Raw genomic sequence first — 13,995 nt, 5'->3', positions numbered from 1 at the left:
AACAACATTGTCGTTTGCTTATTCAAGGAATCTGCTTTTCCACTCAGGTAATGGCAGCAGGCAGTGATCTTTTTTTCCAAACCATTTATATCGATTATTGGCGATCCATTCGTAAAGTCGGTCACGAAAAAAAGAAGGGACTAACAGGAATATGGATAGCATTTTCCAAAGACCACGTAAATGGGAACTAACTCGTAAAGCGGCAGTGGATTTTACATATATTCTTTTATTATCAATTAAAACAAAGCTATTTATATCGGTTGATAATCCATGCGTTATTAAAAGGTTTTGACCTGTTTTGCTTTGAAGGGAGGCAAATTTAAACGTTCCGGACGGATCCCTTTTGATAATAAATTGTACGCTTTTATTGCAAAGATTACAGACACCGTCAAATAATATTATTCGTTCCATTGGTTTCACCAACTATTTTTCATTTTTTTTAGCTTACCATATAAGCAACAATAGAACTTATTAAAATATTCGAAACGAATCCTCGTGTTTTACGTATTACTATTTAACTACAAAAAGGGGGCTAGGAGATGGATATTTACACAGGGTTTGATATGTTTTCAATTATGCAGACTATTTTCCCAATATTTTTTATTATTGTCGCTGGAATCATACTATTTTCCATTATAAGGGGTATAAGGGAATGGAGTTCTAATAATAGCCAACCGCGGTTAAACGTTGAAGCAGTTGTGGTTTCTAAGCGAACACAAGTACGACATGGCGGTAATGATCATCATTCTAGTACTTGGTACTATGTAACGTTCCAGGTTGAGAGTGGCGATCGGATGGAGTTTGGTGTAAATGGTCGAGAATACGGTCAGTTAGCTGAAGGCGATCGAGGAGAACTCGTCTTCCAAGGCACACGCTATCATGGTTTTACTCGAAGACAAGATGGACTGTAAAGTTCACACATATTGCAAAAACACGAAACCTGAAACCAAGATTTTTCGTCTTTATATGTATTAGATTGAATTTAGGGAAGCGAAGGAAGGATACACGGTCCGAAATGGGGTATACAAATATGTGGAAAAATAAATTAAGTGAATTATTAAAGGTTAACTATCCAATCATTCAAGCACCAATGGCTGGCGGTCCAACCTCTTCTGAACTAGTTTCTGCTGTATCGAATGCTGGTGGTCTTGGGATGGTAGGGGCTGGGTATATGAGTCCGGAGCAGTTACAGATACAAATTAAGGCTATACGAAAATTAACCGATAAGCCTTTTGGGGTAAATTTATTTGTTCCTTCAACCTATTCAACTAATGTTGATAAACTGGAAAGAGCCATGGCTCTATTACAGCCTATAAAGGATCAATACGATATTACCGATCAACTCTCACTACCTACATTTGAACAAGACTGCAAGACCTTTCAGGAACACATAAATATAATCATGGAAGAAAAAATACCCATTTGTTCTTTTACTTTTGGCTTGCCAACACAGGAAGTAATAAAAAAACTCAAGAAAAATTCAGTCATATTGATTGGCACAGCAACAACGGTGCAAGAGGCAATACTCAATGAAAAGGCCGGCATGAATGCCGTCGTAGTCCAAGGTGCGGAAGCAGGCGGACATCGTGGAACATTCATGCATGAAGATAAAAGAGGCCTAATCGGACTGATGTCGCTTATTCCTCAAACCTCAGATTCTATTTGTATTCCATTAATCGCAGCAGGAGGCATAATGGATGGGAGGGGGATCTGTGCGGCGAATATACTCGGAGCATCAGGTGTCCAAATGGGGACTGCCTTTCTAGTATGTGAAGAAAGCGGCGCACATCCTCTTCATAAGGAAGCTATATTAATGGCAACAGAAGAACAAGCTGTACTTACAAAAGCATTTTCAGGGAAAATGGCTAGAGGAATAAATAACAGTTTTATAGAGAAGTTGAATCTATATGAAGAAGAACTGCCAGACTACCCTATACAAAATGAATTAACAAAGGCAATACGAAAGGCCTCTTGGTCCATAGGAAATAATGATTGTATGTCACTCTGGTCAGGGCAAAGTCCTCGTTTAGCAAAGAGGATTACTGTTCAGGAACTTATGGAAAGGTTAAAACTGGAAATGGATAGGTATTTTAAAAGAAATTACTAACAAATGATGATTTGGTACTGAGTATTCAGTTGGAAAATTTATGTATTCAAACTGTTTTTATGATATTATGAAATTAGTTCGACAAAATATTTATTTAGTAATCTCATGATTAAGTGAGCAATTTATTAAAGGGGAGGGACTCGCATGAAAAAAAGTATACAAAAAACTCCCTACCTATTATTTTTATTAGTATTTCCAGTTCTAGCCATTGTTTATAGCTTTTTAAATAACCGTTCGCATAAAGCTTTTGATATTTCTACATCTGTAGATCAAGTGATCCCATTTTTATCGATTTTTATTATTCCCTATATTTTTTGGTATATGTATATATTTATGTTTTTAGTCTACTTTTGGTATAAGGACACGAAGGTATATTTAAGAACATTGCTTTTAATTGTGATAGCCGAGCTGATCTGCTTTGTAATTTATTTCTTTTTTCAAACCACTGTTCCAAGGCCAACCATTCAAGGAGATAACTTTCTTCAATTGCTTGTACAGTGGATATATGAAAACGATCGTCCATATAATTGTTTTCCGAGCATACATGTACTTACAACGTTTGCGGTTATGCTTGCTTCACTTCACATAAAAAATAAGCATCTAATTACCAATCTATGTATCCATGTTTTAGGTTCATTAATTATTATCTCCACTCTATTTGTTAAACAGCATGTCATTCTTGATATGATGGGTTCGATGTTTCTTGTTACCTTCCTTTATGGAATCACATTTGAACTGTTAATCTTTCGTTTTGGCGAAAAGTCTGAGCCAGTTTCTTTAAAAAACAAATAGTTCCGTATAAAAAGAGTGTGCATTGACACTCTTTTTGTTTTATTAAGCTTGTTTATAAATCAATCACATGACGAGGATTCAAGTCATATGAACGGTTTTAATATGCTGCAGATTGACAAAAACAGGGTCTTCTTTTGCACTGATTAATTCTACGAAATTATTTTTAATCCCTTGCACTTTTCCAATTACATTCTCATTTTCCCCAATATTGAAGACAATTAATTCGCCAACACATTTCTCTATTTGGACTTCGAATGATCGTGCAAATGTATGGCCACTTGGATTTACTGGAAGACTTGAATTACTTAGACCATATGGCCGTTGGTTACTGGTATAAGGAATTAACCATTTCAGATGGTGGAGGGAGATAAACATCGTTTTATAAATAGGGGAATAAAATACAAAGTAATTATTCATGATACTAATAATATACCCATGTAAAGCTTGTTTACTTGTTACATAGATTTCTGTAAATATTCCCTTTGCAGCTGTTAGTGTTTTTCTCAAGGATATCTCTTCATTATGGTTGTAAATGGGGGTAGGCTCATCATTGAAACTAATTTCAGCTATTTCATCATGTTTTAAGAATTGCCAATTTTGTATATGGACAATTGGAATATATAGATAGTCATTCCCATTAAAAACAACCCATAAATCACTACCAATATCGACTAATAAGCCACTGATTATTTTCTTACCAGAAATCTCTAGTTTGATATATTTTCCGATCTTATCTTTTAAGCTCATTTACTCACTTCCTTTCCTATGATGTTCCATTTACAAATAGAGAAGGGCTGAAGCAGCAAAGGGATTTTTTTAAATTCATCTATGAGGACCTGCCCAGCTCATATTTGTAATAGGACTTGAGGATGCACAAAAAGATAATTTCGATCGAACGATCAAAGTATGCTATTTCCATTACATGTGATTGTCTGTAATTAAAATCTAAAAGTTTTTTTGCTTCTATTTGGCCATCCTGCAAACGGGAATGCTTTTATCTCATCACGTTTAACGGGTTCACCAGTAAAGCGGAAAGCTTGAGTTTCTTTATCCTTTTGTTTCCACACACTCTTTGTATCGTTCGTATTCAGTTCATGTGTAGTATTCTCTACTTTCTTGTTGGAAGCATTCTGTGGCATACTTGCTTTTGGTGTATGTGGTGTAGTTTCCTGTGATTTTATTGGTTTTACTTCCTTCTTTGCCATTGGTAAAAGCGGTACAGGTTTAGGTTCCAATTTAAAGAGAGGGGCAACTTCTTTTTCTGTTTTCATATCTTTGGAAGGCTCGTCAAAATTGGATTTAATTGACTTAGATTCATCCATCTTTTTGTCGGTATGAGCCATTTCCATTTGTGGTTTCTTTGTTTCTGTAACCACTTTTGGTGTTGTTTCTTCAGAATGAGGTTTTTTATTCTTGTGAGATACTTCTTTGATTTGATTTACAACTGTTTCACCTTTTATTGGTTGTGACCAAACCATCTTTTCTTCTGTATCTACTTCTACGTGTTTCTTTTCAGCTGCTTTAGCTTTCTTTTCAGAACTTTTGTTCGATGATGATTTTGTTTTTTGTTTTGATTTTTCCTCTGTGTCCTGGCAGGAATGACAATCTTTATCTTCTTCAGATTCATCTTTTTTATCGTCGTCACTTTTGTTGGATTTATTACTGCTATTTTTGTTCTCTTTTGCATCGTTCTGTTTAGACTCTTCTTCCTTAAGAACACCTTTTAAAATGTTAGATACATGTTCGACTTTGATTAGAATCCGTTCTTCTCCATTTATCACAGTTATGAAGTCTTCATCAATGTCACTTAAGACTCCTGTGAATTTTTGTTTGTTGAATGCTAAAATGGTTACCCAGGTATTTTGAAAGGAATGAAGGAGATCTTTTAAACTTTGAGTCCTTTTAAAGCTTAATGCAGATATATCTGGCTGGAACTGCTTTGTGTTTTTTGTGATAGCTTGAATTTTTTCGATATTATAATAAAATATATATTTATTGTCGGTTTCTAGTACAACATGGTCTGTTTCTACACCGATTAATTTTCCTTTATATACATTCTCACCTACAAAAAGATTTACATGAAATCCTTTTAGTAAATCCAATGCAGCTGAAAACTTATCTAACCCCATGAAAGAATCCTCCTTTGGATAATATGGGTCGCTTCTCTTGTGGAGAAGCGACAAATGGATTATTCGTTATCCTCGTGATCTCCTTGATCTTCGTTCTTATTCTTTTCGTTGTCATTATCTGATTTACCAGAGTCATCTTTTTTTCTTTCAACCATTAAGCCGTAGCTAATGTTTCTGATGTGCTTCATAGAGAAACGTACAACTTCTTCTTTAACAATTAGTGAAGCAAAGTGTTTGTTGGCGTCACTTAGTACACCTTCTAATGATTCAGACCCGCCACGATTGATCTTTACCCATTGGAATCTGATACTTTCTAAAAGCTTATGAAAGTTTTCAGCTGTTTTAAAATCTAATTTTTCTGGAATTTTTAATCCCAATTTCATGTCGTCCTTTGAGCTTTCTGTCACACTTCTGACGTGATTAGTCTTGTAGTACACGACCCCATCAGTTTCTGTTAAAAGGACAAAATAGTCTTCAAATACGGCAAGTAATTTCCCTTTTCTTGATTCTGGACCTCCCCGGTCAACCCTGATTGTTTTACCCACAAATAAATTCATTAATTCTCTATCCATAAAAGTTTTTTCCTCCTTTTATTAAATAAACATTTACACTGCATCTATATGTATCACGGGATGATGTTGTACTAATAAAGTAGCCTTTTTTTCATAATCCGGGTAAAAAATAGGCAAAAAAAGGTATATGATACATGACCATATACCTAAGAGCTATATAAGAGTTGATAATTTCTTTTTTAGATACCTACTTCTATTTTTAATAAAGTCAAAAAATACAAGTTTTTCTTTTTCGAAGCTTTCAATTGTAGCAGTTAAATAGGGATCTTGATGAAGGTGAGTTGTAATTTCTTCAAAAAGACAATTAATAATGGGCTTTTGTACCGATAAGGTAAAATCATTTTCTAAAATATGTGTAAGTATTTCTTGATACTTTTGTTTAAAATTTGGAAAATGTAGCAATCGACCAGTAAGAGTATTATATCCTGTAATGGGCACATAGTCATAGTCAAGAAGCTTTCCATGAAGATTTCTACCCCATGTACCATCATAATCCCAAGGTGTTATTTCATATAGATTTGTTTCGCTATTTTTATACAAAGCATAATTATGAATGAATCCGTCATAATTTTGTGTACAAACGGCACCTGCAACCCATTTTAAATATTTATCCACGTCTAAAAAATGATGAATTTTATTCTCAAAATCCTCATTTTTATAGGTATTAATCATGGCTATAAAGCGTCCTAATTCCTCTAAATCTTCTTTTTTCCCATGTTTTATTGTGTATCCTTGGTCTAAACGTGTTTTTAGTTCCTTTTTTTTAGTTAAAAGTGAAAAATTTGCTCGGTTATTCGTTGCATAGATAATCGAACCTTCCGGTAAATTCCTTTTTTTAAGAAGAAATTCATCAAAAGATTCTAATTCCAAATAAATTCCTTTACAAAATCCATTTATATAGAGAAGAACATGCTTAGAGTGGGGAGATATAACCCCAATTCGATCAAAAAAATCTAGTGATAATTTGTTCCTAGATAATGATACATCAGAATACTCAGCATTAAGATGTATTTCATGAGCTCCATTAAAGGTGTAGGGTTTTTGAAAGACAATCCGATACGATCTCTTTTTCTTATCTCTTATCACATTTCCTCTATAGGCAAGCTTTATGTTTAGTCGAGTATCCCCCATCTTTAATACTGCTGGTACTAATTCATCCTCCCATATATCCTTTTCCAATTTCCTTAACCACTTTGGATTAATAAAAATTTCATATTTTAACACGTAAATACCCCTTAACAGTATTTTTTTTAGTTATATGTATAAAGCGATGTGGATGTGTATAATCCCAAAAATATTAAGTGTCTAAAAAATATATGTTTGTCTATGGCAAATACGTTAAATTTTCATAAATTGGAATAGAAAATATAAATTTTTAAGAAAGTGGTGGAAAAATGGTTTTAAAGCTTGATCTTGAACAATTACTTTCAGAAGCTAAGGAAAATGGGGTAGATGGGTTTTTAGATAATAATCCAGTCGGAAAGAAAAAAGGAGATAAGTCCGGTTCTGGAGGCTCAGGTAAAAGTGGTTCACATGGAAGCAACGGCAGCCATGGAGGTAGTGGGGGCAGTCACGGATCCAGTGGCAGCCATGGTGGAAGTGGCAGTCATGGAGGTAGTGGTAGCGGAGGCAAAGGTGGAACACAAGGTAGCGGCTCAGGCGGTAGTCATGGAGGCAGTAGTGGAAGCAAAGGTAAAAAAGGGCCGAAAGGGAAAGGTAAAAAAGGTAATAGCAGTCATGGAAGTAGCGGCTCCGGCGGTAGCGGAGGCAGTCATGGAGGCAGTGGCTCGGGCGGTAGTAGAGGTAGCGGTTCATCTGGAAGCGGGGGCAGTGGCTCGGGCGGTAGTAGAGGTAGCGGTTCATCTGGAAGCGGAGGCAGTGGCTCCGGCGGTAGTAGAGGTAGCGGTTCATCTGGAAGCGGGGGCCGTGGTTCAAGCGGAAGCTGCGGTTCATGTGGAAGCGGAGGCAGTGGCTCTTGTGGTAGTGGAGGTAGCGGTTCATCTGGAAGCGGAAGCAGCGGCTCAAGCGGTAGTGGAGGCAGTCACGGAGGAAGCAGTTCAGGTGGTCATGGTAGCAGTGGAAGCCATGGCAGTAGCGGAAGTAAAGGCAAAAAAGGTAAAAAAGGACCAAAAGGCAAAAAAGGACCAAAGGGCAAAAAAGGGCATGGTAGCAGCGGAAGCCACGGCAGTAACGGAAGTCACCGCAGTAGTGGAAGCCACGGCAGTAGCGGAAACCACGGCAGTAGCGGAAGCCACGGCAATAGCGGAAGCCACGGCAGTAACGGAAGTCACCGCAGTAGTGGAAGCCACGGCAGTAACGGAAGTCACCGCAGTAGTGGAAGGCATGGCAGTAACGGAAGTCACCGCAGTAGTGGAAGCCACGGCAGCAGCGGAAGTCATGGCAGCCACGGAAGTCATCGCAGTAGTGGAAGCCACGGCAGCAGCGGAAGCCATGGCAGCAAAGGTAAAAAAGGTAAAAAAGGGCCAAAAGGCAAAAAAGGTAAAAAATAGTTACCCATTAACAAACAAAACCGATACTCAAAAGGTATCGGTTTATTTTTTTGTTCGTATCAACATGTACATAAACCTAGTAAATAGCATAAGTGATATTCGTCTACCCCCAAAATAATAGGTATAAATCTATTAAGCATTTTAAAAAAATATTTAGATTTCCGCTGATTTGTTCATTTACGAGATATTCGTTTAGAACAAGCCTCATGATATAGACGTACTATATAGCAAAGGACAAGAGTTATATAAACGGAAAATTAGGAAGGAAACTTATAGAAGGGAGTAAATTAAATTTTATGTATCAACTTTCGACGGTAATTATTACCATTTTAGCTTTCGTGCTGACAATGGTTCTGATCTTTATCCGTCCCAAAAATATGAATGAGGCAATCCCAGCCACCATAGGGGCTATTTTAGTATTCCTAAGCGGTAGTGTATCGATAGGGGATTTATTTGATATCAGCTCCAAAGTGACAGGTGCAGCCATCACTATAATAGCGACTATTGTTATGGCAATCGTACTAGAGAGCTTCGGGTTTTTTAGTTGGACCGCTGCGCTTATGTTAAAACTATCGAAAGGGTCTGGTGTACGATTATTTTGGAATACCTTACTACTTTGCTTTTTAATGACCCTATTTTTTAATAACGATGGAAGTATCTTGATCACGACGCCAATCCTTATCCTTATCCTAAATAATCTTAAGTTAAAAACCCGACAAAAAATACCTTTCCTATTAAGCGGCGCACTTATTGCAACTGCCTCAAGTGCACCAATTGGCGTTAGTAATATTGTTAATCTAATTGCCTTAAAAATTATCGGAATGGATCTATATCTCCAAACAGAAATGATGTTTATACCAGGGGTACTTGGACTGGTGTTTCTTTCTTACTTACTGTTCCTCGTATTCAAAAAGAACATTCCAAAAGAGATCCGTTTCCATTCCTACACCATTCCACTACAGAAAAATCGTCTTTATCATCCACTGCAAAAAAACGCTGAAAGCCTGTTTAATCAACAAAAGAAGCTAATGATTAACATGCTTATTTTCGTATTCGTTGTTAGAATTAGTCTTTTTGTCGCCTCTTTTATTGGGATCTCTGTAACATTAGTAGCAGTACTCGGTTCTATAATTTTATTAATTTGGAGATGGATTCACCTAAAAGTAAATCCAATGGACGTGTTAGGAAAAATTCCATGGCACATTTTAGTATTCGCATTTAGCATGTATGTCATCATCTACGGATTACACAATATAGGTCTAACCAATTTTCTAATCGGACATCTTCAAGCAATAGTCAATGATAGTTTACTACACGCAAGTATCACGATGGGGACAATCACAGCTCTACTATCAAATATCTTTAACAATCATCCAGCTTTAATGATTTCAACATTGGCATTAACAGACATGGGACTAGACCCGCTAATTATGAAAACTGTCTATTTGGCGAACATCATTGGTAGTGATATTGGCTCATTAATCCTACCGATTGGAACACTTGCAACTTTAATCTGGATGCATATTTTGAAAAAAAATAAAATTCATATTAGTTGGCTCGATTATATGAAAGTCACATTGATTGTTATTCCACCAACGTTGATTTTTACTTTAATCAGCTTGTACCTATGGCTCTTACTTGTTTTCGTCAAATAATAGTAAAGATCCCTAAGCATTATGGCTGGGGATTTTTACTATTTTATTAAATATAGGGAATAACGAGCAGCCAACGTAAACACCAAGTAAATTTAATAGTAAATCATCAATATCCAGGCTGCCACGGTGCGTGAAAAATTGAAGTAATTCAATAGAAGTGATTGAAGTAAATGGAAGAATAATTATTTTCAATACCGATGCTCGATATACTCTGAGTAAAATACCATAAGGGAGAAATAAACCTATATTAGCAGCCAAATTATATAGTGAAATCAGGCCATCTACTTTCCCTGATAGATAAAAGGAAATTGTGGAAAAGGGAATCAAATTTATAGAATCGTAGCTTTGGTCGTTTGGTCGAAAGAATAATAAAATCAATAATCCAATTGTGTAAAAAAGGATCAAAGCTAAGAAAAGAGAATAGGAAAGTTTGATGGACTCCTTCCTGATTAATAAAAGGCACATGAGATATAACAAATAGATACAAAACCAAACAACCACCAATACAGCTGGATGCAGATAACTTGTTAATTGGAATAATACAGGAGAAAAAAGAAAAAACGTTCCTATTGATAGGAAAATTGATAAAATGTATGTTTTTTTCACGCTCACACCGCCAACTTATTTTAAAAAAGGGGTTAGTCTTTCCACCTTATTTTATCCTATCCCAAATAAAGGAACAACATAGTTCAACTTTTGGTTATTATAGATGCACATATCAGTTGTTATTGCATATAAGGGTAATGGATAACTTTTTGCTCAACCAAGGATGTGAATCATGTGGTTAATTCTCTCAATAACCCACAAGAATGGTCGAAACGAATCGGGAGAATGTTTCAGCAAATTATACAAGAAGTTGAGCAGGTTCGAGGAACGTTTCCAGTTATAGGAGCTGAATATAATCGAGATAACTTACTTGCTTACCTTGCACTTAGAAAACATAACATTTCTGATTTTCAGCAGTCATTAGCGGACCAGGGGCTTGCAGCATTAGAACAATCCTATTGTCACGTACTATATTCACTAGAAAAACTGTTGAGTCATTTACAGGTTGGCGTGGATTTACCTGACATTCTTGCTATTCCCACTCCTTCTGATTCAAGAAGAATTATTAATAATCAGTCTGAAGAATTGCTTGGTAAGAAAAATAACCAGCTGCATTCGACGATAATGGTGACTTTAGATGCTAAAATGGCAAATAACAAACCTCTCATAATTGAACTGTTACAAAAGGGTATGAATATAGCAAGAATCAATTGTGCCCATGATGACCATGATGTATGGAAACAGTTAATTGAAGGGGTAAGAATGGCAGAGAATAGTCTTAGGAAGACAGGGCATTATCATGACAGGACGTGCAAGATATATATGGATTTAGCTGGTCCAAAGGTACGGATTGGCAAACTTCCTTCTGAAGAAATTATTATCAAAAAAAATGATTTCTTACGATTATTATTAGATTCAGAAAAACTGGGTCATCCTAAATCAACAGATGCTCCAGCGGGGGTGCCAGTAACACTTGAAAAGGCATTTAGAAACGTCCGAATCGATGATCGTATTTTTATAGATGATGGGAAAATCTCTGGAATTGTACGACAGGTTACAAACGAATACATTGAAATTGAAGTTCAAATACCGGAAGGTAAGGCGTACCGTATAAAGGAAGGAAAAGGATTGAATTTACCTGATTCGCTTCTTAGTTTAAATGTTCCTGCTTTGACAGAAAAAGATATTAGTGATTTAGCATTTATTACAAAGTACGCAGATATTTTGGGGGTTTCTTTTGTCCACTCCCCACTAGACTTAAAAAAACTTCGAGATGAATTGAGGAAATATGAAGCGCCTCATTTGGGTGTGGTGGCAAAAATTGAAACCAAAGATGCTGTCCATCATATAGCTAGAATTATCCTAGATGGATTACAGTTTGACAGATTTGGTATTATGATTGCTAGAGGAGATCTTGCAGTAGAGGTGGGTCCTGAGAACCTTCCTTTTGTCCAAGAAGAAGTTTTCGCAATTTGTTCAGCTGCTTATGTCCCTATTATTTTGGCAACAGGTGTTCTAGAACGGTTAACAAAAAAGGGAATACCTTCACGCTCTGAAATGACAGATGTATTTTTAGCAAGACGGGCAAATTGTATTATGCTTAATAAGGGGACCTATATTTTAAATGCCTTAGACATGCTGACAAAAGTACTTAGAACAGATGAGGCAGTAAGCCAATCATCGAACGAGAGGATACGGAATTTAACTGCACAATATGGTGTTTTAAGGTAACCAGTGAGTATTTTTTGCATCCTCGCAGACTTTTTGTCTGCGTTTTTTTGTTTCTTCAAAAGAAAATAACCTATAAAATAGAAATAAATAGAAAACGATTGGAGGTATCGTATGAATTCTCAGTATTTATACTATTTTCTAATGTTAAGGCGTGCTTTTCAATCGTATGAAAACCATGTACCCATTCGAACAACCATGAATGATTTAGTGCAAATTCTTTTTTGCACACAAAGGAACGTCAAACTCGTTCTAAATAAGTTAAAGGATGAAAAACTAATTGATTTTCATTCAGGGAAAGGAAGAGGAAACAGCTCTACCATCATTTTTTTAGAAAATCTCGAGCAAAGTTTACAACAACAAACAGATGTGCTCTTAAATAAAAATGAGATCATGAAAGCTTTGGAGCTAGTAAAAGAATTTGGAGAAGGTACAAAAGTAGAATCCTTTATCATGGAATGGGTGTCTACTTATTTTGGTTATAAACAAGTGAATTCAATAGATAACATGGAATTAGAAATACTACGATTCCCAATCTACAGACCACTTACTACTATCGATCCGGTTCATGTTTTTTTCGACTTAGATGCTCATATGGTAATGCAGGTTTATAATACATTAGTGGAATATGATTATAAAAACAGATCCTTTCGTAAAAGTCTTGCACACAATTGGGAATGCAGTCAGGATAAAAAAAGCTGGTTATTTTATTTGCGAAAGGGAGTCCGGTTCCATAATGGTAGAGAATTAACAGCTGAAGATGTGAAACATTCCATCATGAGATTATGGCAATCTCCTCATAAATGGCTAGTCAGTGATATAAAAGAGATAAAAGTACTATCAAAATACTCCATCCTTTTTCAACTACATAAGCCTAATAATTTGTTTTTACATTTTGTTTCGTTTGCACCAATGTCTATCATTGATATTTTTGATTCTTCTGTAGGATTTGCTAAACTACCAAAAGGGACTGGACCATTTAAAGTTGATTCAGTTGATTCGGATCATTGCGTATTAACTGCTTTTGAATTCTACTTTGAAGGTCGTCCACATTTGGACAAAGTAGAGATCGTTAGATTGCCAGAAGACTTAAGAGAAGATATGGAAGAAAGAAATAGACTTATTTTTGATACTGGTGAAAGTCTATCAACTGCTATGACGGAATGGAATGACAAACAGAGTATTTTTTCTGGAACGAACATTTTAACAATGAACGTAGCAAAAAATGGTCCAATCCAAAATCTAATGTTAAGGAAATACATACTATCCCTTATTGATCGGGATAAACTAACCCATTTAGGAAAGCCAAGGTTGGGTGTTGCCAGTGGTTTTATGTTAAATGAAGAGTTTAACGAACAATTTCCGGTCGTTGAAAAAGAAACAAAGGTTTCTGGCAAAGAGAATTTATCGTCAACAGGGTATAGTGGGGAGAAATTGACACTTGTCACTTACAATCGCCATGCAACCGATGCCTATTTGATACAACAACAATTAATAGAAAAGGGTATAAATGTACTAGTAAAAATTGTGGAGTGGGATAAAATCCAAGATGATCTGATGTTAGAAGGGGTAGATATGGTTTTATTTGAAGGAACACCAAATGGAAACTTTATTTCCCTATTTGAGTTATTCCTTTTTGAAAAAGGGTTTATTCATCCTTTTTTAACTGTTTCAATGAAAGAAGCAATGAATGAATGGATAACAAGAATTAAAGAAGAGATTCATCCTTCTATAAGAATAAAGAAGTATCGTGAACTCGAAAAGTTCCTTGTTGAAGAGGGCGTCTTGAGTTTCTTAGTTCATAAACAAGTGGAGGTTTCCTATGATACCACCTTAGAAGGAGTTTCCTTTAACTCAAGAATGTGGATTGACTTTAAAGACCTGTGGTACAAACAAATTAAACTCGACAACTTAAATGTAGATAATTAAAGAAGTCCTAGTGGCTTCTTTTTCATT

Annotated in this window: 13 protein-coding genes; 7 read left to right on the top strand and 6 right to left on the bottom strand. The window is 35.9% G+C overall.

Annotation, left to right across the window (positions count from 1 at the left end; genetic code table 11):
- Nucleotides 1-18 precede the first annotated feature (18 nt).
- The gene (locus tag AA0X95_RS15870) at nucleotides 19-411 is read right to left on the bottom strand and encodes a thiol-disulfide oxidoreductase DCC family protein (protein ID WP_413299450.1); all 393 of its coding nucleotides are present in this window, start codon (nucleotides 409-411) and stop codon (nucleotides 19-21) included.
- A gap of 128 nt (nucleotides 412-539) precedes the next feature.
- Between AA0X95_RS15870 and AA0X95_RS15865 the strand changes: the two genes are divergently transcribed.
- From AA0X95_RS15865 to AA0X95_RS15855, 3 genes are all read left to right on the top strand, one after another.
- Complete coding sequence (locus AA0X95_RS15865; RefSeq protein ID WP_413299448.1) at nucleotides 540-911, top strand: DUF2500 domain-containing protein; 372 nt, start codon at nucleotides 540-542, stop codon at nucleotides 909-911.
- A gap of 119 nt (nucleotides 912-1,030) precedes the next feature.
- The gene (locus AA0X95_RS15860; RefSeq protein WP_413299445.1) at nucleotides 1,031-2,107 is read left to right on the top strand and encodes an NAD(P)H-dependent flavin oxidoreductase; all 1,077 of its coding nucleotides are present in this window, start codon (nucleotides 1,031-1,033) and stop codon (nucleotides 2,105-2,107) included.
- Nucleotides 2,108-2,251: 144 nt separating this feature from the next.
- On the top strand, nucleotides 2,252-2,899 hold the full coding sequence (locus AA0X95_RS15855; RefSeq protein WP_413299443.1) for a phosphatase PAP2 family protein: 648 nt from the start codon (nucleotides 2,252-2,254) through the stop codon (nucleotides 2,897-2,899).
- A 78-nt stretch (nucleotides 2,900-2,977) separates the two neighbouring features.
- Here AA0X95_RS15855 and AA0X95_RS15850 read toward each other — a convergent pair whose 3' ends face one another.
- The 4 genes from AA0X95_RS15850 to AA0X95_RS15835 all read right to left on the bottom strand — a co-directional run bounded on the left by AA0X95_RS15850 (nucleotide 2,978) and on the right by AA0X95_RS15835 (nucleotide 6,824).
- Nucleotides 2,978-3,646, bottom strand: a complete 669-nt coding sequence (locus AA0X95_RS15850) for a DUF2642 domain-containing protein (RefSeq protein ID WP_413299441.1) — start codon at nucleotides 3,644-3,646, stop codon at nucleotides 2,978-2,980.
- Nucleotides 3,647-3,837: 191 nt separating this feature from the next.
- Complete coding sequence (locus AA0X95_RS15845; RefSeq protein ID WP_413299439.1) at nucleotides 3,838-5,028, bottom strand: hypothetical protein; 1,191 nt, start codon at nucleotides 5,026-5,028, stop codon at nucleotides 3,838-3,840.
- Between the two features lie 59 nt (nucleotides 5,029-5,087).
- Nucleotides 5,088-5,600 carry a hypothetical protein gene (locus tag AA0X95_RS15840; RefSeq protein ID WP_413299437.1) on the bottom strand — a complete coding sequence of 171 codons (513 nt, stop codon included), beginning with the start codon at nucleotides 5,598-5,600 and terminating at the stop codon, nucleotides 5,088-5,090.
- 153 nt (nucleotides 5,601-5,753) lie between these two features.
- Nucleotides 5,754-6,824, bottom strand: coding sequence for a CotH kinase family protein (locus AA0X95_RS15835; protein WP_413299434.1), 1,071 nt, complete (start codon nucleotides 6,822-6,824; stop codon nucleotides 5,754-5,756).
- Nucleotides 6,825-7,124: 300 nt separating this feature from the next.
- On the opposite strand from AA0X95_RS15835, the gene AA0X95_RS15830 reads away from it, so the two are divergent.
- Nucleotides 7,125-8,228, top strand: coding sequence for a hypothetical protein (locus tag AA0X95_RS15830; RefSeq protein WP_413299432.1), 1,104 nt, complete (start codon nucleotides 7,125-7,127; stop codon nucleotides 8,226-8,228).
- Between the two features lie 178 nt (nucleotides 8,229-8,406).
- Nucleotides 8,407-9,765: an arsenic transporter gene (locus AA0X95_RS15825; protein ID WP_413299430.1), complete on the top strand. Its 1,359-nt coding sequence runs from the start codon at nucleotides 8,407-8,409 to the stop codon at nucleotides 9,763-9,765.
- A gap of 12 nt (nucleotides 9,766-9,777) precedes the next feature.
- Here the strand turns inward: AA0X95_RS15825 and AA0X95_RS15820 are convergent, their stop codons facing one another.
- Nucleotides 9,778-10,371, bottom strand: coding sequence for a VanZ family protein (locus AA0X95_RS15820; RefSeq protein ID WP_413299428.1), 594 nt, complete (start codon nucleotides 10,369-10,371; stop codon nucleotides 9,778-9,780).
- A gap of 174 nt (nucleotides 10,372-10,545) precedes the next feature.
- Here AA0X95_RS15820 and AA0X95_RS15815 point away from each other — a divergent pair, with 174 nt between their 5' ends.
- On the top strand, nucleotides 10,546-12,042 hold the full coding sequence (locus AA0X95_RS15815) for a pyruvate kinase (protein WP_413299426.1): 1,497 nt from the start codon (nucleotides 10,546-10,548) through the stop codon (nucleotides 12,040-12,042).
- A 111-nt stretch (nucleotides 12,043-12,153) separates the two neighbouring features.
- Complete coding sequence (locus AA0X95_RS15810) at nucleotides 12,154-13,968, top strand: ABC transporter substrate-binding protein (RefSeq protein WP_413299424.1); 1,815 nt, start codon at nucleotides 12,154-12,156, stop codon at nucleotides 13,966-13,968.
- The last annotated feature ends 27 nt before the right edge of the window (nucleotides 13,969-13,995 follow it).

The organism is Neobacillus phoenicis, assembly GCF_047302305.1.
Classification (GTDB): domain Bacteria; phylum Bacillota; class Bacilli; order Bacillales; family Cytobacillaceae; genus Neobacillus.
The sequence above is the reverse complement of the archived record's forward strand: the minus strand, read 5'-3'. Positions and strand labels throughout refer to the sequence as shown.

Coding starts and splice junctions, on each gene's coding strand:
- AA0X95_RS15870 (WP_413299450.1), bottom strand. CDS start 411: ATGGAACGAATAATATTATTTGACGGTGTCTGTAATCTTTGCAATAAA.
- AA0X95_RS15865 (WP_413299448.1), top strand. CDS start 540: ATGGATATTTACACAGGGTTTGATATGTTTTCAATTATGCAGACTATT.
- AA0X95_RS15860 (WP_413299445.1), top strand. CDS start 1,031: ATGTGGAAAAATAAATTAAGTGAATTATTAAAGGTTAACTATCCAATC.
- AA0X95_RS15855 (WP_413299443.1), top strand. CDS start 2,252: ATGAAAAAAAGTATACAAAAAACTCCCTACCTATTATTTTTATTAGTA.
- AA0X95_RS15850 (WP_413299441.1), bottom strand. CDS start 3,646: ATGAGCTTAAAAGATAAGATCGGAAAATATATCAAACTAGAGATTTCT.
- AA0X95_RS15845 (WP_413299439.1), bottom strand. CDS start 5,028: ATGGGGTTAGATAAGTTTTCAGCTGCATTGGATTTACTAAAAGGATTT.
- AA0X95_RS15840 (WP_413299437.1), bottom strand. CDS start 5,600: ATGGATAGAGAATTAATGAATTTATTTGTGGGTAAAACAATCAGGGTT.
- AA0X95_RS15825 (WP_413299430.1), top strand. CDS start 8,407: ATGTATCAACTTTCGACGGTAATTATTACCATTTTAGCTTTCGTGCTG.
- AA0X95_RS15810 (WP_413299424.1), top strand. CDS start 12,154: ATGAATTCTCAGTATTTATACTATTTTCTAATGTTAAGGCGTGCTTTT.